Origin of the sequence: Blastococcus xanthinilyticus (assembly GCF_008124835.1) — a bacterium.
In the GTDB taxonomy this organism is placed as follows: Bacteria; Actinomycetota; Actinomycetes; order Mycobacteriales; family Geodermatophilaceae; genus Blastococcus; species Blastococcus xanthinilyticus.
Genome location: NZ_VNHW01000005.1, coordinates 301,634 through 321,580, shown reverse-complemented (window position 1 = coordinate 321,580; position 19,947 = coordinate 301,634). Strand labels below are relative to the sequence as shown.

Below are 19,947 nucleotides of genomic sequence, written 5' to 3'. Positions count from 1 at the left end.
TCCGACCGCCAGACCACGATCGCCTCGGCGGTGGAGGAGCAGACCGCCACCACCAACGAGATGTCGCGGTCGGTGCAGGAGGCCGCCGGTGGCACGACGCAGATCGCGGAGAACATCTCCGGGGTCTCCACCGCCGCGGAGTCCACCACCCAGGCGCTGACCCAGACCCGCACCGCCGTCGACGAGCTGTCCCGGATGGCCGCGGACCTGCGCAGCACCGTGGGCCGCTTCAGCTACTGACGACGGATGGTCGGCCGCGGCCGACCTCCTGCCGATAACAGATCCAGGCGCGCAGCCGCCGGCGGGTTCACCTTGACTCCGCCGGCGGCCCGCCGATGACCCAACGGGGCCGACTGCGCCCCGAAGCGACCAGAGAGAAGGCAACAGTGGACGGTCTGGACGACATCGTCGAGGAGTTCCTCGTCGAGAGCCACGAGAACCTGGACCAGCTCGACTCGGACCTGGTCGCCCTGGAGCAGGACCCCAACTCCCGTGAGCGGTTGTCCAGCATCTTCCGGACCATCCACACCATCAAGGGCACCAGCGGGTTCCTGGCCTTCAACCGGCTGGAGGAGGTCACCCACGTCGGCGAGAACATGCTCTCCCGCCTGCGGGACGGCGAGCTGGCCCTCACCCCCACCCGGACCAGCGTGCTGCTCCAGATGGTCGACACCGTCCGGTCGCTGCTGACCTCGATCGAGGCCAGCGGGGGCGAGGGGTCGGTGGACGTCTCCGCCGTCGTCGCCGCCATCAGCGCCGCCATGGAGGACACCCCGGCGGCTCCGGTCGCCGAGCCGGCCCCGGCCGCCCAGGCCCCCGCCGCCGCCAAGGCGCCGGCCAAGCGCGCCGCGAAGGCCCCGGCCGCCGCCACCGCGAAGGCGCCGGCGAAGGCCGCTGCCGCGAAGGCCCCGGCCAAGGCTCCCGCCAAGCGGGCCAGCCGGGCCAAGGCCGCCCCCGCTCCCGTGGCCGAGGAGCTGTCCGACGTCCTGCAGGACGAGCTGCAGACCGACCTGCCCGCGGAGCCGCTGACCCCGGCCCCCACCGTCGAGGAGCACCCGGTGCCCGAGCCCGCCGCCACCGACCATCCCGAGGCCGAGGCGACCACCGACGCCGCCGGCGGCCAGGCCCGCCGGGCCGTCGCCGACAGCACGATCCGGGTGGACGTCGACCTGCTCGACGAGCTCATGCTGCTCGTCGGCGAGCTGGTGCTGACCCGCAACCAGATCGTGCAGAACGTGGCGCGGCAGACCGACACCGACCTGATCCGCGCCTCCCAGCGGCTGAACCTCATCGCCAGCGAGCTGCAGGAGGGCGTCATGAAGACGCGCATGCAGCCCATCGACCACATCTGGTCCAAGCTGCCGCGCGTCGTCCGCGACCTCGGCCTCGCGCTGAAGAAGTCGATCCGCCTGGAGATGGAGGGCCGGGAGACCGAGCTCGACAAGACCCTGCTCGAGGCCGTCAAGGACCCGTTGACGCACCTCGTGCGCAACTCCGTGGACCACGGCATCGAGACGCCCGAGGACCGCAAGAAGGCCGGCAAGCCGACGGAGGGCGTCCTCACCCTCCGCGCCCGGCACGAGAGCGGCCAGGTCGTGGTCGAGGTGGCCGACGACGGCGCAGGCATCGACCCGGCGAAGCTCGGGGCCAAGGCGGTGCAGCGCGGCCTGCTCACGGCGGACGCGCTGTCCCGGATGAGCCCGGCCGACATCCTGCAGCTGATCTTCCTGCCCGGCTTCTCGACGGCGGCCGCGGTCACCAACGTCTCCGGTCGTGGCGTCGGCATGGACGTGGTCAAGACCAACATCGAGTCCATCGGCGGCACCATCGAGGTCGAGTCCGACCCCGGCGTGGGCACCGTCTGCCGGCTGCGCATCCCGCTGACCCTCGCGATCGTCCCGGCGCTGACCGTCGAGTGCGCCTCCGACCGGTACGCGATCCCGCAGATCAGCCTCCAGGAGCTGGTCAGCCTGGACGCGGAGAAGGCGGCCAACGCGGTCGAGGAGGTCGGCGGTGCGCCGGTCTACCGGCTGCGCGGCGAGCTGCTCCCCCTCGTCCGCCTCACCGACGTCCTCGGGCTCACCTCCGAGCGGCACGACGGCCACGTCGTCATCGCGGTGCTCCGCTCCGAGGGCCGGCGCTTCGGCCTCGTCGTCGACCGGGTCATCAACACCGAGGAGATCGTGGTCAAGGCCGTGGGCGGCCAGCTCAAGCAGATCGGCCTGTACTCGGGGGCGACCGTCCTCGGCGACGGCACCGTCGCCCTGATCCTCGACGTGCAGGCGCTCGCCCGTCGTGCCCTGCGCACCGAGACCGCGGACCGCCAGGAGGCCCGCGCCGGCGTGCTCCAGGCCGCGGCGGTCGAGACCGACCGGCAGCGCATGCTCCTGGCCGCCATCGGCGGCGGGCGCCGGGTCGCGATCCCCCTGGACACGGTCACCCGCCTCGAGCAGGTGCGCACCGAGTCGGTGGAGAAGGTCGGCAACCGGGAGGTCGTGCAGTACCGCGGCGCCATCCTGCCGATGGTCCGGCTCGACCGGCACCTGGGCGCCTACGGCGAGAGCGACCGCGAGGTGCTCGAGGTCATCGTCTACGCCGACCACGGCCGCAGCGTGGCCATCGTCGTGGAGGAGATCCTCGACATCGTCGACGGCGAGGCCGCGGTGCGCAGCGACATCGACGACATGGGCCTGCTCGGCTCCGCCGTCCTCGGCGACAAGGTGACCGAGCTGCTCGACGTCCGGGCCGCGATCCTCGCCGCCGACCCGGCCTTCTACTCCTCCCCCACCCCCACGACGCCCTCCGGCGTCCCCACCGCTCTGCTGGAGGTCTGACGTGACCGCACCCACCCGTGCCCTGGCCCCCGCGACCAGCGGCCAGCTGGCCACCTTCCGCCTCGACGGCGACCTCTACGGCATCGAGGTCGAGCACGTGCAGGAGGTGCTGCGCAGCCAGCAGCTCACCCGCGTGCCCCTGGCCCCGACCGCCGTGGCCGGGTTGATCAACCTGCGCGGCCAGGTGGTCACCGCCATCGAGCTGCGCGAGCGGCTCGGCCGGCCTGCGCGCCCGGAGGGCACCGACCCCGTGGTCATCGTCGTCCGGCTGCACGGTGAGGCCGTGAGCATGCTCGTGGACTCCATCGCCGACGTCGTCGACGTGGACGCCAGCGACTTCGAGGCTCCGCCGGACACCCTCGAGGGCCAGGCCCGCGAGCTGATCCGCGGCGCCTACAAGCTGGACGGCAAGCTGCTGCTGGCGCTCGACGTCCAGAAGGCGCTCAGCGCTTAGTACTTCGTCGTCCTCCGGACGACACCGCGGCCAGGAGCCGTCCCCCAGCGGGGCGGAGCCGACCCGTCGCGCCTACGCGGACCCCTCCGGGGCCCACTCGGCACGACACCGCGGCCAGGAGCCGTCCCCCAGCGGGGCGGAGCCGACCCGTCGCGCCTACGCGGACCCCTCCGGGGCCCACTCGGCACGACACCGCGGCCAGGAGCCGTCCCCCAGCGGGGCGGAGCCGACCCGTCGCGCCTACGCGGACCCCTCCGGGGCCCACTCGGCACGACACCGCGGCCAGGAGCCGTCCCCCAGCGGGGCGGAGCCGACCCGTCGCGCCTACGCGGACCCCTCCGGGGCCCACTCGGCACGACACCGCAGACGCAGTTGACGAGCGGCGGGGGAGGGCGACCTCCCCCGCCGCTCGCGTCCTGTCAGGCTCCAGGATGTAGAGCAAGCAATCACCACCGCGGGCCAGCGGCCGGTCACTCAGCGTGACGGGTCGCTGACAGTGCCGGGGGTGACACGCCCGGTAGGGGGTCAGGCCCTCCAGCGAACGGGTGAGGGGTGCATGGCGGTTCACCGGCAGGGCAGACAGCATGGGCCGTCCGTTCCCGAGCCCCTGGAGGCGCTGCCGTGCCCTACTCGCTGGTCAGTGCCGCCACGCTCGGTTTCGACCTGGTCCGCCTGCCGGCCGGTCGCGCGGTCGCCGAGGTCCTGCTGGCCGGGCTCGGGTCCGACGCCGCGGCCATCGACCGGCTCGCCGTCGCTCACCCGGCCCGCGGCCTGGACCGGGAGCGCCGGGGCGTCCGCGCCGTCCGGTCCCGCCGGGCGCGCGAGATGGCCGTGGGCGTGCCGCACCTGCGCTCGGCCGCCGACGCCGCCGCGGGTGGTGGCGACCGCACCGCCCTGCTCGTCGCCCAGCTGGAGCAGGGCACCATCGGCGACGTCCCCACGCTGGAGCGGTTGCTCCGCGACGACGTCCTGGGCGCCGAGCACCCGCTGCACGGGCAGCTGGACCCCGGGCTCTGGGACGAGGCCGCCGACGTGCTGGCCGACGCCGCCGTGGGCTTCTGGGCGGCCGGCGTGCTGCCGCCCCTGGTCCGCCGGGACCTCACCGCCGCCTTCGACCGCGTCCTCGACCGTGGCCCGCTGGTCGCACCCAACGCCTGCGACCTGGGGCCGGCCACCGGCGAGCTGACCGGCTTCCTGGCCGCCGTCCGCGACCTGGACGATGCCGGCCGGGCCCGCTGGCGGATCGCCGTCGACGAAGGCCGCGCGGCCCAGCGCCCCTGGGCGACGGCCATGCACGAGGCGTCCTGGGGTGCCCACGTGTCAGGACGCACCCGCGCGCTCGCCGCGGCCCAGCTGATGGCGGTCCAGGCGTTCCTCGACGGCGGCTTCGACCTGCACGACGGCGCGGCCGGGATGTGGAACGCCGTCGCCGGCTGCGTCCAGGCCATCGCGCTCGGCGACCTGCTGGGCAGCGACGCCGTCGACGTGCTGCGGGCGCCCGCCCGCCGGGTCGGCGCCCTCTCCTGAGCAGCGCGCGCGGTGGTCCCGCGCGGCGTTCCCGCAGGTCGATGACCATTCCGGGAGTTCGGGTCGACATCGGTGCGGCGGGTCGCCGTCTTTCCCGTTGTCGAAATTTGTGGAGCGCAAAAAGATAGCGCTCCACCTTCTGCGTGTCGGCTGTAGTACGGCAGTCATCCGCCGAGAATCCCTGTCAGCACCAGTCGTCCGGTCGCTCTCCGACGTGCCCGGACGCGCTGTGGCGTGCCGATACGCATCTTTCTCCCCACCGGTCCCCTGATTCCCCGCCATTCCCCGGAATGACGGTCCGGACTGTCCGTGGGCAGAGCCGATCGCGTCGCGGCCCGTTCCGTCGTGCCCGGTGCGACCGCGCCGGTGCAGGTGCGGTGCCGTTCCGCCGAAGGGCTCAAGCCGGGCGCGGAATTGCCGATACAGAACAACGAGCCTGCCGGTCGGACCGGGGGCAGGGGCCAGGAGGACGTGTGAACCCGATCAAGGTGATGGTGGTCGACGACTCGGTCGTCGTCCGCAAGATCGTCACCGACGTGCTCTCCGCGGACCCGGGGATCGAGGTCGTGGGCACCGCTGTCAACGGCAAGGTCGCCCTCGGCAAGCTGGAGCAGCTGAAGCCCGACCTGATCACCATGGACATCGAGATGCCGGAGATGAACGGCATCGAGGCGGTGCGGGCCATCCGGGGGCAGCGCAGCCGGATCCCGATCATCATGTTCAGCACGCTGACCGAGCGCGGTGCCACGGCCACCCTCGACGCCCTCTCCGCCGGCGCCAACGACTACGTCACCAAGCCGGCCAACGTCGGCAGCGTCGCGCAGTCGATGGAGAGCGTCCGCGAGCAGCTCATCCCCAAGATCAAGGCGCTGACCGGCCGCCCGGTGACGACCCCGGCGCGCGCCGCGGCGCCCGCCGCTCCCCCGCCGCGCCCGGCCGCCCCGCGCACCGGGCCGGGCAAGAAGCCGGCCGTCCTGGTCATCGGCTCCTCCACCGGCGGCCCGGAGGCGCTGGCCCGCGTGCTGCCGGCCCTGCCGGCCAACCTGCCGGTGCCGGTCCTGCTCGTCCAGCACATGCCGCCGGTCTTCACCCGCCAGTTCGCCCAGCGACTGGACCGGCTCTGCGCGCTCCGCGTGGTCGAGGCGGTCGACGGCGTGCCGCTGGCCCCCGGGACGATCCACCTGGCACCCGGCGACCACCACCTGGTGGTGCGCGCCAACTCCCGCGCCGGGTTCTCGACCTCGCTCAACCAGGGCCCGCCGGAGAACTTCTGCCGCCCCGCGGTCGACCCGCTGTTCCGCTCGGCCGTCGCCGCCTACGACGGCGCCGTGCTCGGCGTGGTCCTGACCGGCATGGGTGCCGACGGCCGCAACGGCTGCGGGGAGATCCGCAACGCCGGCGGCACCGTCGTGGTCCAGGACCAGGCCACCTCGGTCGTGTGGGGCATGCCGGGCGCCGTCGCCCAGGCCGGCTACGCCGACGAGGTCCTGCCGCTCGACCGGATCGCCGAGGCGATCCAGCGCCACCTCTCCGGTGCCGCATTCCTGAACTCCGGAACCGCTATGGCCGTGGGAGGTCGTCGATGAGTCTGACCGCGACCAGTTTCGACTGGGTCCGTGAACTCGTCCGCAAGGAGAGCGCCATCGTTCTCCAGCCGGGCAAGGAGTACCTGGTGGAGGCCCGCCTCCTGCCGATCGCCCGGCAGATGGGCCTGCCCGACGTCGGCAAGCTGGTCGACACGGTGCGCACCCGGCCGAGCGCCGACGACACCCGCAAGATCGTCGAGGCCCTCACCACCAACGAGACCTCGTGGTTCCGCGACGGTGATCCGTTCACCGCGCTGACCTCGACGGTGCTGCCCGCCCTGCTCTCGGCGCGCGGCGCGAACGAGCGGCTGCAGATCTGGTCGGCCGCCTGCTCCAGCGGCCAGGAGCCGTACACCATCGCGATGCTCCTGGACGACGCGCTGCCCAACGCGGCCTCCCGCGTCTCGATCACGGCGACGGACCTCTCCCGCGAGATGGTGCAGCGCACCCGGGCGGGGCGGTTCAGCCAGCTCGAGGTCAACCGCGGGCTGCCCGCGCCGATGCTGGTCCGGCACTTCACCCGGGCCGGGACGGAGTGGGAGGTGTCGGCCAACCTCCGCCGGATGGTCAACGCCACCGAGTGCAACCTGGCGGCGCCGCTGCCGCGGATGGGCCCGTTCGACGTGGTCTACCTGCGCAACGTGCTCATCTACTTCGACCTGCCCACCAAGCAGTCGATCCTCCGCCGTGTGCGGGACCTCATGCGACCTGACGGCTGGCTCTTCCTCGGCGCCGCCGAGACCACCCTCGGGGTCGACGACTCATGGGAGCGGGTCGTCATCGGCCGCAGCTCCGCCTACCGCCCACTGAAGGGGAAGTAATGCGTGCCTTGGTGATCGACGACTCCCGCGCCATGCGGCGGATCGTCACCGGGATCCTCACCGACCTCGGCTACGAGGTCAGGGACGCCGGTCACGGTGGCGAGGGCCTCGAGGTGCTGAACGAGGGCTGGGCACCCGACCTCGCGACCATCGACTGGAACATGCCGGTGATGGACGGGCTGCAGTTCGTCTCCGCCGTCCGCTCCAACCCGGCGTGGCGCCGGATGACCATGATGATGGTCACCTCGGAGAGCGAGCACACCCAGATCGTCCGTGCCCTGGCGGCCGGCGCGCACGAGTACATGATCAAGCCGTTCACCGCCGACGCCTTCCGCGACAAGCTCGCGCTGCTCGGCCTGCTCCCCCAGGAGGTCGCCCTGTGAGCACGATCGACACCGGCGCCCGGCGCCGGACCACCGACCCGAGGCCGGTGATCACCGACCTGATCGACGGGGACACCATCCTGTCGATCGCCGGCGACGCCTGGATCTCGCTGGTCGGCGAGGACGAGGTCCTCGTCCCGCTGCCCGGTCCCCTGCCCGGCGACATCCTGTCCAGTTGGGTCGACGTCGTCGGCCCCTGGACCGGCAGCGTCGTGCTCACCACGGCGCGCGCCACGGCCGAGGAGCTCTCCCGGGCGCTGCTCCGGGAGTCCGCGCCGGAGGTGCTCGACGACGAGGACGTCGCCGACGCCTTCGGCGAGATCGCCAACGTGGTCGGCGGCAGCGTCAAGGCCGCACTGCCCGGGCCGTCCGCCCTGAGCCTGCCGCAGGTCGGCAACGCTCCCCTGGTCCGCAACCCGGGCGACGTGTGCCGCGTCGACGTCGTCTGGCGCGGCGAACCGCTCACGATCTCCGTGCAGGGCGCTCTCCCGCCGCTGCCGGTTCCCTCCCCCACCCGCGAGAACGAGGTGTCACTGTGAAGATCCTGATCGCCGACGACAGCCGCGTGATGCGGCAGATCGTCATCCGCACCCTGCGCCAGGCCGGCTACGACGACCACGACATCGTCGAGGCCGAGGACGGCGCCGACGCGCTGGCCAAGGTCGGCTCGGAGAAGCCCGACCTGGTCCTGTCCGACTGGAACATGCCCAACATGAGCGGCATCGAGTGCCTGGAGGCCATGCGCGCCTCCGGCTCGGCCGTGCCCTTCGGCTTCGTCACCTCGGAGGGCTCCCCGGAGATGCGGGAGAAGGCCGCCAACGCCGGCGCGCTGTTCCTCATCGCCAAGCCCTTCACCGAGGACACCTTCAGGGAGCACCTGGACGGGGTGATCGCATGACCGCCGTCGGCACCGTCCCCCTCCCGGAGGCCAAGGAGGTCCGCGACATGCTGTCGGGCCTGGTCGGCAAGCCGGTCAACGTCCTGCCCGGCGCACCGGTCACCCCCACGCCGGACAAGCCCGTCTCCGTCGCGATCTACGTGGACCCGCAGAAGGCCGTCACGGCGCTCTGCGTCATGGACCTCGGCGCGTCGGCCTACACCGGCTCGGCGCTCGCCCTGCTGCCCCCCGGTGGCGCCCAGGACGCCGTCGAGGAGGACGGCGAGCTGAGCGGTATGCAGGTCGAAGCCCTGTACGAGGTGGTCAACGTGCTGTCGGCGCTGTTCAACAAGGAAGGTGCGCGGCACTCGAAGCTGGACACGCTGGTCGCCCCCGGCGACGACATCCCCGGGGACGTCGCAGGCATGCTGGCGGCGTTCAACCGCATCGACCTCGCCATCGAGGTGCCGACCTACGGCAAGGGAGCCCTGTCGCTCATCGTGCCGTGAGCGATGACATCGCGATCCTCCGGATCGCACCGCGGCCAGCGGCCGTCCCCGACGGCCGCTGAGCCGCTGCGTCGTCCCTGCGCGGGACCCTCCGGGCCCCACTCGGGACGACAGTGCAAAGGCTCGTCGTAGTGCTGCACCGCAGAGACCCCCGCCGCCTCCGGGCGACGGGGGTCTCTGCGTTCGGCGTTGCACGTGGAACACGGCGCTCAGGCGAGGGCGTACGCGCTCTCCGGGCTGGTGGGCAGGCAGGCCCACACGTGCTTGCAGTCGTCGTCGACGTACCAGCCGTGCGCCACCGACAGCCGGGCCACCAGCTGGAGGCCCATCCCGCCCTGCGCGGGGTCCCGGTCCACCACGGGCGCCGGCATGGACCCGGGCGCCCGGTCGCTCACGTCGAGCAGCCACCCGCCGCTGCCGGCCACGATCGTGGCCACCACCGGCGACTCACCGTGCCGCAGGGCGTTGGAGGCGAGCTCGTCGAAGGCGAGGACCAGCTGCTCGCTGCACTCGTCGTCCCGGTCGTCGGGCAGGCCCACCCCGCCGAGCCGGCTGCGGAGCGCCGCCCGGGCAGAGGGCAGCTCGGCCAGGGCACGGAGCCGCCACCGCCACACCTCGCCGCGCCCGTCGGGCAGCGGGCGCAACGGCCATGCGAGTCGCCCCATGCTCTCCCCCTCGAGTCGCGGGTGTCCGACCGATGTCATGAGTGCCCCACCCACCGGGCTGTCAACCCCGGATGTGACCGGTCCCGCGCTGTCGCCCCCGCGGGGGGTGCGGGGGAGCCGGTGATTGCATTCACCCCGGTCGACCGTCAGTCTGATCGTCCAGGCTGCCGACCGTGCGGCGGGACGGAGCACCGTGGGCGGTACGACCCTGGACGACGCGGCGCGATCGCTCGGTGCATTGCTCCTGCACGCCGTCGAGGGCATGGACCGGCCGTTGTTCGTGCTGGACGCCGACTGGCGGTTCAGCTACGTCAACCCGGCCGGTGCGAAGGTGCTCGACCGCACCGTCGACGGCCTGCTCGGCGCCGACATCTGGGTGGAGTTCCCCGAGGCCGTCGGCGGGCCGTTCGAGGAGCTCTACCGGCGGGTCCGCGCGACCGGCCGGGCAGACGCGGTCGAGACCTGGTTCGCCCCCCTGGGCAAGTGGTTCCACGCCGATGCGTTCCTGACCGACGCCGGGCTGGTCGTGAGCTACGACGACATCACCGCCCGCCGCCTGGCCGAGGACGAGCGGGTCGCCGCCGTGGCGGCGCGCGAGCAGGCCGTCGCGACCGCCGCCCGGGCCGCCGCGGACGCCGAGGAGGCCGGTCGGCACCTGATGCTGCTGGGGGACATCAACCTGGCGATGACGTCCACGCACGACACCGACGAGGCGGTGCAGCGCTTCGCCGAGCTCTCGGTGCCGCAGCTGGCCGACTGGTGCCTGGTCAGCGTGGTCGGCCCCGGCGGGATCCGGCGGGACGTCGGCCGGGCACACCGCGACCCCGCGCTCGTCGAGGCCATGCACCGGTACGCCGACGCCCGGGTCGCCTCCAACCGCTCGACCGCGCCGGTGCCGGTGGCGCTGCGCAGCGCCCGCCCGGTGGTCATCCCGCAGCTGACCGAGGAGCACGTCACCACGATGGTGGGCGACCCGGTCAGCCGGGCCGCGCTGGAGCCGCTGCGGCCGGGAGCCGTCGCCGCCTTCCCACTGGTCGCCCGCGGTGAGGTGTTCGGGGCGCTGACGCTGGTCAACGGCGCGGACCGCGGCCCGCACACCCCCACCGAGCTGCGCACCGCCGAGATCGCCTCGCGGCGGGCGGCGCTGGCCCTCGACAACGCGCGGCTGGTCGCGGTCAACCACCAGGTGGCCGAACGACTCCAGCTGAGCCTGCTCTCCCCGCCCGTCCAGCCGGACCACCTGGAGCTGGCGGTGCGCTACCGCGCGGCCACCCGGGGGGTCTCCATCGGGGGCGACTGGTACGACGCCTTCCTGCAGCCCGACGGGAACACCGTGCTCGTCATCGGCGACGTGATGGGCCACGACGTCGAGGCAGCGGCTGCCATGGGCCAGGTCAAGACGCTGGTGCGCGCGATCGCCTTCGACCGGCGGGAGGAGCCGACCGGGCTGCTGCGCCGGGTGGACGAGGCGATGGTGGGGCTGGCCGTGCCCGCCATGGCCACGGCCCTCGTCTGCCGGGTGGAGCTGGCCCCGACCGGGCGGCGCCGGCTGCGCTGGGCGTCGGCCGGCCACCCCGACCCGGTGCTCCTGCTGGCCGACGGGAAGGTGCGCGACCTGCGGGTGCGGGTCGGCCCCCCGCTCGGCACCGGCTGGGTCGGTGAGCTGGCCGACGGGGACGTGGGCATGCCGGACGGCAGCACGCTCGTCCTCTTCACCGACGGCCTGTTCGAGCGCCGGGGGCTGCCGCTGGACGAGGGCCGGGCGAAGGTGCGCGCGGTGCTGGCCGCGTCGGCCGGGCTGTCGTTGACCGAGCTCTGCGACCGCCTGCTCGCGGAGATGCTGGGGGACGGGGCGGAGGACGACGTCGCCGTCCTCGCCGTGCGGGCCCACCCGATGAACCGGCCCCGGCCGCTGGAGGCCGGTCCGGAGGTCCTGCCGCCGGGGGGCGACAGCGGCTGACTCAGGCGCCGGCCCGCTCGATGGCCGGTCCGGCACCCCGCGCCGTTGCCCAGCGCAACCACCCGTCAACCCCGGTGGGAGGAGGGGTGGTCCGCTCTCAGTCGGGGTGGCGCAGCAGGTACCGGCCGAAGTGCGGCACGGTGAACGCGATCTGGCCGCGCTCGGCGGAGTAGACCAGGCCCTTCTTGATCAGCGAGTCCCGCGCGGGGGAGAGGGAGGCGGGCTTGCGGCCGAGGGAGACCGCGACCTCCGACGTCGCCACCGCCGCGCCGCCCGGCCCGCCCAGCTGCGCCATGGCGTGCATGTACTCCCGCTCGGCCGGGGTGGCCCGGTCGTACCGGGAGCCGAAGAAGCCCACGGCGAGCTCGGCCTCGGCCACCGGCGCGGCCATCGCGACGTCGGCGGCGGTGATGGGGGAGGAGGCCGCGACGTCCCACGTCACCTTCCCGTAGGCCTGCACGAAGTACGGGTAGCCGTCGGCGGCGTCGTACAGGGCGTCGAGGGCGTCGGGCTCGAAGCTGACGTCCTCGCGCTCCGCGGGCGCCAGCAGCGCCCGGTCGGCGGCCGCCCGGTCGAGGCGGTCGATGCGCAGGTAGCGGAACAGCCGCTCGGAGTAGCTCTTGGACGCCGAGAGGACGGCCGGCAGGTGGGGGAGACCGGCCCCGACGACGATCAGCGGCGCGCCCTGCTGCGAGAGCTCGTGGCAGGCGGCGCAGACGGCGGAGACGTCGTCGGGCTGGATGTCCTGCATCTCGTCGATGAACAGCGCGATGCCGCTGCCGATGTCGGCGGCCACCCCGGCGGCGTCGGTGAGCAGCTCGACCAGGTCGATCTCCATGTCCCCGGAGTCGGCCCGCCCGGTGGCCGCCGGGACGTCGATGCCCGGCTGCCAGCGGTCGCGGACCTTCGCCTCCGCCGGATTGACCCGCTGGGCGAAGGCCTTGACGACGCCGAGCACCTCGGCCACCGACTCCTGGTCGCCGTGGCGGGGGCCCAGCTCGCGCAGCGCCATGTGCAGCGCGGAGGAGACCGGCCGGCGCAGCGACTGCTCGGGGCGGGCCTCGATCTTCCCGGTGCCCCAGCCGCGGGCGATCGCGGCCGACCGCAGCTGGTTGAGCAGCACCGTCTTGCCGACGCCGCGCAGCCCGGTGAGCACCAGCGACCGCTCCGGCCGGCCCCGCGCGATCCGCTCCAGGACGACGTCGAAGGCCGAGAGCTCGCCGTCCCGGCCGGCCAGCTCGGGCGGGCGCTGCCCGGCGCCGGGGGCGTAGGGGTTCCGCACCGGGTCCATGTCGACCACCGTATGGCCATGTCTAGGGATGCGGCTAGAGATCGGTAGAACGACCTAGCGCGTGTCGCGCAGCTCCGCCAGGTGCGCCGCCAGCACCTCGCGCACCCGTGCGGGCGGCAGCGCCGACGGCCGGGTGATCGCGTGGACGGCCAGCCCGTCCAGCACCGCGTACAGGCGCTCGGCCTCCAGCGCCGCGTCCACGCCCTCGGCGAGTTCCCCGGCCTCGGCCAGCGCATCCACCACCGCGGCGCAGAGGCCGGAGAGCTCGGTGGCCGCCCGGTCGCGCAGGGCCGCCAGGTCGGCGTCGACGAGGGCGCGGGCGGTGAGGGCCAGCCAGACCTCGCCCTCCGCGCGCCGTTCGTCGTCGAGGGGGAGGGTCTCCTCCAGCACGGCGAGCACCTGGTCGCGCAGCGGTGCGCCGGCGCGGAGCACCGCCGTGATCCGGTCGCGGGCGCGCTCCACGACCAGCGTCATCGCGAAGGAGAGCAGCTGGTCCTGGGTGGCGAACCAGTGCCGCAGGGCGCCCATCGAGGTGCCGGCCTCCCGGGCCACGGCGCGCACCGAGGCGCCGGTGACGCCGTCGCGCCGGATGACCCGCCAGACGGCCTCGGCCAGCTGCTGCCGGCGCTGCTCGGCATCGACGACCCTGGGCACGGCTCGTTGATAGCACGACTGTGCTAATTTCGTTGGCAGCACACTCGTGGGGGGGGGGGGGGGGGGGGGGGGGGGGGGGGGTCCGTGGAGCTGCTGGTGTCGCTGGTCGTGCTCGCCCTGGTGGACAGCACCAGCGTGGGCACCCTGGTGCTGCCGCTGTGGTTCCTCCTGGCTCCCGGCCGGGTGCGGGTCGGCCGGGTCCTGCTGTTCCTGGGCACGGTGGCCGGCTTCTACCTGGCCCTCGGCGTCGCCCTCCAGCTGGGCGCCGGAGCGCTCCTCGACCCGGTGGGCGACGCGCTGGAGAGCCCGGCGGGCCGGATCGCGCAGCTGGTCGTCGGCGTCGTGCTCGTCGTGCTCGGCCTGACCATCGAGCCCTGGACGGCGGCCGGCAAGGAGCGCAAGCGCGCCGCGCGGGCCGCCCGCGGCCCCGGCCGGCTGGCCCGGCTGCGGGACGGCGCGCGCGGCGACGGCCCGCGGCGCGCCGTGGTGCTCCTCGCGGTCACGGCCGCCGGCATCGAGGCGGCGTCGATGGTCCCCTACCTCGCCGCGATCGCCCTGCTCACCGCCTCCGGGCTCGGGCCGCTCGCCTCGCTCGCCGTCCTGACCGGCTACTGCCTGGTCATGGTGCTGCCCGCGTTGGTGCTGCTCGGCGTCCGCACCGCGCTGGGCGACCGGCTCAGCCCGGCGCTCGGCCGGCTGGAGGGCTGGATGTCCCGGAACTCGGGGGAGACGCTGGCCTGGGTGCTCTTCCTGCTCGGCCTGTACGTCGCCGGCGGCGCCTTCCCGCTGACCTGACCGGTCGCGAGCCTCGTCCGCGGCTCTCTAGCAGCGACCCTAGACAGCGGCAGACGCGGTCAGATCCCCCGGTCGGCGAGCCCGCCCGGCTAGCGTGGCCGCCGTGATCAAGTTCCTGCTCAAGGTCGTCATCTTCGCGGCGGCCTTCTACGGGCTGACCTACTTCGACGTGCTGCCCGGCCTGGAGGTGCTGGCCAATCCGGACGGTCCGCTGGGGGAGTACGGCAGCTACCTGTGGATCGGGCTCATCTTCGGCATCGTGAACGCCGTCGTCGGCCCGGTGCTGCGGCTGCTGTCGCTGCCGTTCCTGCTGCTCACCCTCGGCCTGTTCCTGCTGATCATCAACGCGGCGCTGCTGGGCCTGACCGCGGCGATCACCGACCGCCTCACGATCGACGGCTTCGGGACGGCCGTCATCGGCGGGCTGATCTTCGCCATCGTCGGCTGGGCGGCCGACCAGATGCTCGACAGCTGAGCACGAGCCCGCTGCGCCGCGCCGCCCCCCCGCCGCCGTGACGGCGCTCACGGGGAGCAGTACCGTGGCCGAACATGGCGAGTGACACCGGTGTCGTCCCGGAAGCCCCGTCCCGCGACCAGGACGGCGGCCCGGCGGCCGGCGGCCTCGCCGGGCTGGCCGCCCTCGAGGCCGGGCGCGACGAGAAGAAGCGGATCCTGCGCGAGGCGGCCGCCACCGCGGCCGCGGAGGCCGAGCAGGGCGCCGTGGCGCTGCCGCCCGGCTGCGAGCCCGAGGAGCTCCCGTCGTTCCTGCGGCGGTACTACTGGAGCGAGCCCGCCGACGAGGTGCTGAGCGCCGACCCCGCCGACCTGGCCGCCCTGGCCCTCGGGCACCTGCGGCTGGCCGAGGTGCGGCTCCCCGGTGCCGCCACCGTCGACGTCCAGTGGCTGCCCGGCGGGCCCGGCGGCCGGACCGTGGTCCGGCTGGTCACCGACGACATGCCCTACCTGGTCGACTCGGTGACCGCCGAGGTCGTGCGCCAGGGCGTCGGGCTCGCGCACATCGTCCACCCGATCGTCGTGGTCCGCCGCGACCCCTCCGGCCGGATCACGGCGTTCTACGACGCGGCCACCGCCACCGGGTGCGGCACGGACGCGCTGGCCGAGTCGTGGATGGCCGTCGTCCTCGACCGCTCCCTCGACGAGGAGTCCGCCGCCGACCTGGTCGCCGGGCTGCGCACCGTCCTCGACGACGTGCGCGCCGTCGACGAGGACGAGGACCGGATGCGCAGCCGGATGCTCGACCTCGCCACCGAGCTGGACGAGCTCGCCGCCGCCGGCACCGCCGCGCCCGGGCCCGACGGCGACCCCGCGGACGACCCCGCCGAGGCGGCGGCCCTGCTGCGGTGGCTGGCCGAGGGCAACTTCGTCCTCCTGGGCGCCCGGGACGTCGAGGTCGCCCGCGACGGGGAGGACGCCGCCCGCCCGGTGCCCGGCACCGGCCTCGGCGTGCTCCGCAGCGACGCCGACATGACCCGCACGGCCAAGGTGCCCCCGGAGGCGGCCGGCCTCACCGGGCGCCACCTGCTCACCGTCACCAAGGCCGACAGCCGCTCGTCGGTGCACCGCCGGGCGTGGCTGGACCTGGTGGCGGTCACCCTGCCCGGCTCGGCCGGCGCGGTGACCCGGCGCCGCCGCTTCGTCGGGCTGTTCCCCTCGACCGCCTACGGCACCAGCGTGCTCGACGTCCCGCTCGTGCGCCGCCGCGTCGAGGAGGTGGTCCGCCGCTCCGGCGTCCCCGCCGACAGCCACACCGGCAAGCAGCTGCTCGAGGTCCTGGAGACCTATCCGCGCGACGAGCTGATGCAGGTCGGCGCGGACGAGCTGCTGCCCGTCGCGATGGCCGTCCTGCAGCTGCAGGAGCGCCGGCAGACCCGGCTGTTCCTCCGCCAGGACGCGACCGGGCGGTTCTGGTCGGCGCTGGTCTACCTGCCGCGCGACCGCTACACGACCGAGGTCCGCGTGGCGATGCAGCAGCTGCTGCTCGAGCGCCTCGGCGGCTCCGGCGTGGAGTTCACCGCCCGCTCCACCGAGTCGGTGCTGGCCCGGCTGCACTTCGTCGTCCGGCTGCCGGTCGGCCGCACGGGCGCCACCCAGCCGGTGGACGTCGACGTCGAGGCTCTGCAGGCCGAGCTCGCCGCGGCGGCGCGGAGCTGGACCGACGACCTCGCCGAAGCCCTCGCCGAGCGGTATCCGGCCGAGGCCGAGACGGTGTTCGCCCGCGTGGCCGACGCCTTCCCGGCCGCCTACCAGGAGGACTTCCCCGCCACCCGGGCGGTCGAGGACCTGGCCCGGCTGGACGGGCTGGCACCGGGCGACCTCGGGCTGCGGCTCTGGACCCCGGCCGGCGCGGCACCCGGGGAGCGGCGGCTGTCGGTGTACCGGGTCGGCGAGCGGCTGCTGCTGTCGCAGATCCTGCCGGTGCTGCAGCACATGGGCGTCGAGGTCGTCGACGAGCGGCCCTACGAGATCGACCGGATCGGCGCACCCCCGACCTGGATCTACGACTTCGGCGTCGCCGTCCCGCCGGTCGACCTGCCGCTGCTGCGGTCGCTGCCCGAGCGGTTCACCGAGGCCGTGGCCGCCGTCTGGCGCGGGGAGGCCGAGGACGACGGCCTCGGTGCGCTCGTCATGCTCGCCGGCCTCAACTGGCGCCAGGTCACCGTCGTCCGGGCGTACGTGCAGTGGCTCCGGCAGGCCGGGCTGCCCTTCAGCCAGGCCTACGTCGAGCGGACCCTGGCAGCCCACCCGGGCGTCGTCGCCCGCATGGTGGCGCTGTTCGAGACGCGCTTCTCCCCCGGCCGCAGCGGCCGGGAGGCGCGGCAGGCAGAGCTGGTCGAGGCGCTGCGGGGGGCCATCGGCGAGGTCGCCTCGCTCGACGCCGACCGCGTGCTGAGCTCGCTGCTCGCCGCCGTCGTCGCGACGCAGCGGACCACGTACTACGCGATGTCGTCCCCAGCCCGCCCCGCGCTGGCCCTCAAGCTCGACCCCTCCGGCGTCCCCGACCTCCCCGAGCCGCGGCCGGCGCACGAGGTGTGGGTGAGCTCACCGCGGGTGATGGGGGTGCACCTGCGCTTCGGCAAGGTCGCCCGCGGCGGCCTGCGCTGGTCCGACCGGCACGAGGACCTGCGCACCGAGATCCTCGGCCTGGTCAAGGCGCAGATGGTGAAGAACACCGTCATCGTGCCGACCGGCGCCAAGGGCGGGTTCGTCGTCAAGAACCCGCCGCCGGACGGCGCCTCCCGGGACGAGGTGGTCGCCGAGGGGCAGGCCTGCTACCGGATCTTCGTCGGCGCCCTGCTGTCGCTGACCGACAACCTGGTCGACGGCGCCGTCGTCCCCCCGGAGAAGGTGGTGCGGCACGACGGCGACGACAGCTACCTCGTGGTCGCCGCCGACAAGGGGACGGCGACGTTCTCGGACCTGGCGAACTCGGTGGCCCTCGAGCGGGGCTACTGGCTGGGTGACGCGTTCGCCTCCGGCGGGTCGGTCGGCTACGACCACAAGGCCATGGGCATCACCGCCCGCGGCGCCTGGGAGTCGGTCACCCGGCACTTCCGCGAGCTCGACCTGGACGTGCAGAGCCAGGACTTCACCGTGGTCGGCGTCGGCGACATGTCCGGCGACGTCTTCGGCAACGGGATGCTGCTGTCCGAGCACATCCGCCTGGTCGCCGCCTTCGACCACCGGCACGTGTTCGTCGACCCCGCCCCCGACGCGGCGCGGTCGTTCACCGAGCGGCAGCGGCTGTTCGAGCTGCCGCGCTCCTCGTGGGCCGACTACGACCCCGCGCTGATCAGCGCCGGCGGCGGCGTCTGGCCGCGCACGGCGAAGTCGGTGCCGGTGTCGGAGGAGATGCGCGCGGCCCTGGGCCTGCCCGGCGACGTTCCCGCCCTGACCCCGGTCGAGCTGATCCGCGCGATCCTGCTGGCGCCGGTCGACCTGCTGTTCAACGGCGGGATCGGCACCTACGTGAAGGCGGCGACGGAGAGCCACCTCGAGGTGGGCGACAAGGCCAACGACGCGGTGCGGGTGGACGGCGGGCAGCTGCGGGTCCGCGTCGTCGGCGAGGGCGGCAACCTGGGGCTCACCCAGCGCGGCCGGGTGGAGTACGCCCTGGCCGGTGGGCGGGTGAACAACGACGCCATCGACAACTCCGCCGGCGTCGACACCTCCGACCACGAGGTCAACATCAAGATCGCCCTGAACCGGGTGGTCGACGAGGGCCGCATCGACCCCGAGGGGCGGGCCGCGCTGCTGGGGGAGATGACCGACGACGTCGCGGTCGCCGTCCTCGCCCACAACCACGCGCAGAACGCGACCCTCGCGGTGGAGACCGCCTCGGCCCGCGGCCTGCTCGACGCGCACGAGCGGTTCATCCGGTCGCTGGAGCGCTCGGGCCGGCTGAACCGGGCGGTGGAGTTCCTGCCCGACGGCCGCGGGCTGGCCGAACGGCGGCGCGACGGGCAGGCGCTGACCGGCCCGGAGCTGTCGGTGCTGCTGGCCTACGCCAAGCTGCAGACCGGGGACGCGGTGGTGGCCTCCTCGCTGCCCGACGACCCCGCCCTGGAGGAGCTGCTGGTCGGCTACTTCCCCGCTCCGCTCCGGGAGCGGTTCCCCGCGGCGGTGACCGACCACCCGCTGCGCCGGGAGATCATCGCCACCGTCCTCACCAACCGGGCGGTGAACGTCGCCGGCATCACCGGGCTGTTCCGGCTGGCCGAGGAGACGGGGGTGCCCCTGCACACGGTGGTGCGGGCGCACGCCGTCGCCCGGGCCGTGTTCGGCGTGGACCGGATGTGGGACGCCGTCCGCCCGCTGGACAACCGGGTCGCCTCCGCCGCCCAGGTGGAGGCGCGCACCGAGGCGACCCGGCTCGCGGAGCGGGCCACCCGGTGGCTGCTGCGCCAGCCCGACCTCACGGCGGAGAACCCGCCGCCCCTCGCCGCGGTGACCGTCCGGTTCGCCGCGGCGGTCGCGGAGGTGCAGGCCGGGCTGCCCGGCTGGCTGCTGGGCAGCGAGGCGGCCGGGTACGCGGAGCGGGCGGAGCGGCTGCAGGAGGCCGGTCTCCCTGCCGAGCTGGCCGCCCGGGTGGCCGCCGCGCCGCTGGTGCCGGCGGCGCTCGACCTCGCCGTCGTCGCCGAGCGGACCGGTGCCCCGGTGGCCCTGGCGGGACAGGTGCTGCAGCGCCTGGCCGACCGGCTGGGCCTGGTCGCGCTGCGCGAGCTGGTCACCGCCCTGCCGCGGGACCGGCGCTGGCCGTCGATGGCCCGCGCCTCGCTGCGCGACGACCTCGCCATGGAGCAGTCCTCGCTCACGGAGGACGTGCTCAGCCTGCGGACCGCGGAGAACGAGCCGCCCGACGAGCTCGTCACCCGGTGGGAGGAGGGCTGGGACGCCGCCCAGCGCCGGGCCGCCGCCCAGCTCGCCGACATCACCTCCGGTGACCGGCAGGAGCTGGCCGAGCTGCTGGTCGCCGTCCGGACCCTGCGCGGGCTGCGCCGCCGCCGGCAGGCCCGCCGCCTGCCGCGCCCCGAGGAGAAGCAGCCGGGCTGAGCACCGATCCCGAGCCACGG

Annotated in this window: 16 protein-coding genes and 1 pseudogene; 14 read left to right on the top strand and 3 right to left on the bottom strand. The window is 74.3% G+C overall.

Features of this window, described 5'->3' with window-relative positions:
- From BD833_RS10445 to BD833_RS10400, 10 genes and pseudogenes are all read left to right on the top strand, one after another.
- A pseudogene (locus tag BD833_RS10445) lies at nucleotides 1-240 on the top strand (methyl-accepting chemotaxis protein); the annotation flags it as partial.
- 146 nt (nucleotides 241-386) lie between these two features.
- Complete coding sequence (locus BD833_RS10440) at nucleotides 387-2,834, top strand: chemotaxis protein CheW (RefSeq protein WP_166533054.1); 2,448 nt, start codon at nucleotides 387-389, stop codon at nucleotides 2,832-2,834.
- A gap of 1 nt (nucleotide 2,835) precedes the next feature.
- Complete coding sequence (locus BD833_RS10435; protein WP_208092559.1) at nucleotides 2,836-3,288, top strand: chemotaxis protein CheW; 453 nt, start codon at nucleotides 2,836-2,838, stop codon at nucleotides 3,286-3,288.
- Nucleotides 3,289-3,909: 621 nt separating this feature from the next.
- On the top strand, nucleotides 3,910-4,815 hold the full coding sequence (locus tag BD833_RS10430; protein WP_166533053.1) for a hypothetical protein: 906 nt from the start codon (nucleotides 3,910-3,912) through the stop codon (nucleotides 4,813-4,815).
- 473 nt (nucleotides 4,816-5,288) lie between these two features.
- Nucleotides 5,289-6,401, top strand: coding sequence for a protein-glutamate methylesterase/protein-glutamine glutaminase (locus BD833_RS10425; protein ID WP_166533052.1), 1,113 nt, complete (start codon nucleotides 5,289-5,291; stop codon nucleotides 6,399-6,401).
- Entirely contained in the window at nucleotides 6,398-7,222 is an 825-nt protein-coding gene (locus tag BD833_RS10420; protein ID WP_166533051.1) for a CheR family methyltransferase, read from the top strand. The genes BD833_RS10425 and BD833_RS10420 overlap by 4 nt, the downstream gene beginning before the upstream one ends.
- Nucleotides 7,222-7,605 (top strand): response regulator, encoded by a 384-nt coding sequence (locus BD833_RS10415; protein WP_166533050.1) that lies wholly within the window; start codon nucleotides 7,222-7,224, stop codon nucleotides 7,603-7,605. Before BD833_RS10420 ends, BD833_RS10415 begins: the two co-directional genes overlap by 1 nt.
- Nucleotides 7,602-8,144, top strand: a complete 543-nt coding sequence (locus tag BD833_RS10410; RefSeq protein WP_166533049.1) for a chemotaxis protein CheX — start codon at nucleotides 7,602-7,604, stop codon at nucleotides 8,142-8,144. The genes BD833_RS10415 and BD833_RS10410 overlap by 4 nt, the downstream gene beginning before the upstream one ends.
- On the top strand, nucleotides 8,141-8,503 hold the full coding sequence (locus BD833_RS10405; RefSeq protein WP_166533048.1) for a response regulator: 363 nt from the start codon (nucleotides 8,141-8,143) through the stop codon (nucleotides 8,501-8,503). Before BD833_RS10410 ends, BD833_RS10405 begins: the two co-directional genes overlap by 4 nt.
- The gene (locus tag BD833_RS10400) at nucleotides 8,500-8,991 is read left to right on the top strand and encodes a hypothetical protein (RefSeq protein WP_166533047.1); all 492 of its coding nucleotides are present in this window, start codon (nucleotides 8,500-8,502) and stop codon (nucleotides 8,989-8,991) included. The genes BD833_RS10405 and BD833_RS10400 overlap by 4 nt, the downstream gene beginning before the upstream one ends.
- A gap of 209 nt (nucleotides 8,992-9,200) precedes the next feature.
- Here the strand turns inward: BD833_RS10400 and BD833_RS10395 are convergent, their stop codons facing one another.
- Entirely contained in the window at nucleotides 9,201-9,656 is a 456-nt protein-coding gene (locus tag BD833_RS10395) for an ATP-binding protein (RefSeq protein WP_166533046.1), read from the bottom strand.
- Between the two features lie 193 nt (nucleotides 9,657-9,849).
- Here BD833_RS10395 and BD833_RS10390 point away from each other — a divergent pair, with 193 nt between their 5' ends.
- Nucleotides 9,850-11,616 carry a SpoIIE family protein phosphatase gene (locus BD833_RS10390; protein ID WP_166533045.1) on the top strand — a complete coding sequence of 589 codons (1,767 nt, stop codon included), beginning with the start codon at nucleotides 9,850-9,852 and terminating at the stop codon, nucleotides 11,614-11,616.
- 97 nt (nucleotides 11,617-11,713) lie between these two features.
- Here the strand turns inward: BD833_RS10390 and BD833_RS10385 are convergent, their stop codons facing one another.
- Both BD833_RS10385 and BD833_RS10380 read right to left on the bottom strand, forming a co-directional pair.
- Nucleotides 11,714-12,907 carry an ATP-binding protein gene (locus BD833_RS10385; RefSeq protein ID WP_166533044.1) on the bottom strand — a complete coding sequence of 398 codons (1,194 nt, stop codon included), beginning with the start codon at nucleotides 12,905-12,907 and terminating at the stop codon, nucleotides 11,714-11,716.
- A 54-nt stretch (nucleotides 12,908-12,961) separates the two neighbouring features.
- Entirely contained in the window at nucleotides 12,962-13,561 is a 600-nt protein-coding gene (locus tag BD833_RS10380) for a TetR/AcrR family transcriptional regulator (RefSeq protein WP_166533043.1), read from the bottom strand.
- Nucleotides 13,562-13,645: 84 nt separating this feature from the next.
- Between BD833_RS10380 and BD833_RS10375 the strand changes: the two genes are divergently transcribed.
- From BD833_RS10375 to BD833_RS10365, 3 genes are all read left to right on the top strand, one after another.
- Nucleotides 13,646-14,356, top strand: a complete 711-nt coding sequence (locus BD833_RS10375) for a GAP family protein (protein ID WP_166533042.1) — start codon at nucleotides 13,646-13,648, stop codon at nucleotides 14,354-14,356.
- Between the two features lie 103 nt (nucleotides 14,357-14,459).
- Nucleotides 14,460-14,831 carry a phage holin family protein gene (locus BD833_RS10370; protein WP_166533041.1) on the top strand — a complete coding sequence of 124 codons (372 nt, stop codon included), beginning with the start codon at nucleotides 14,460-14,462 and terminating at the stop codon, nucleotides 14,829-14,831.
- Nucleotides 14,832-14,905: 74 nt separating this feature from the next.
- On the top strand, nucleotides 14,906-19,927 hold the full coding sequence (locus BD833_RS10365; protein WP_166533040.1) for an NAD-glutamate dehydrogenase: 5,022 nt from the start codon (nucleotides 14,906-14,908) through the stop codon (nucleotides 19,925-19,927).
- The last annotated feature ends 20 nt before the right edge of the window (nucleotides 19,928-19,947 follow it).

Bases quoted from the DNA above. Each gene is read 5' to 3' on its own strand.
- BD833_RS10420 (WP_166533051.1), top strand. From the start codon at position 6,398: ATGAGTCTGACCGCGACCAGTTTCGACTGGGTCCGTGAACTCGTCCGC.
- BD833_RS10415 (WP_166533050.1), top strand. From the start codon at position 7,222: ATGCGTGCCTTGGTGATCGACGACTCCCGCGCCATGCGGCGGATCGTC.
- BD833_RS10395 (WP_166533046.1), bottom strand. From the start codon at position 9,656: ATGGGGCGACTCGCATGGCCGTTGCGCCCGCTGCCCGACGGGCGCGGC.
- BD833_RS10365 (WP_166533040.1), top strand. From the start codon at position 14,906: ATGGCGAGTGACACCGGTGTCGTCCCGGAAGCCCCGTCCCGCGACCAG.
- BD833_RS10385 (WP_166533044.1), bottom strand. From the start codon at position 12,907: ATGGACCCGGTGCGGAACCCCTACGCCCCCGGCGCCGGGCAGCGCCCG.
- BD833_RS10400 (WP_166533047.1), top strand. From the start codon at position 8,500: ATGACCGCCGTCGGCACCGTCCCCCTCCCGGAGGCCAAGGAGGTCCGC.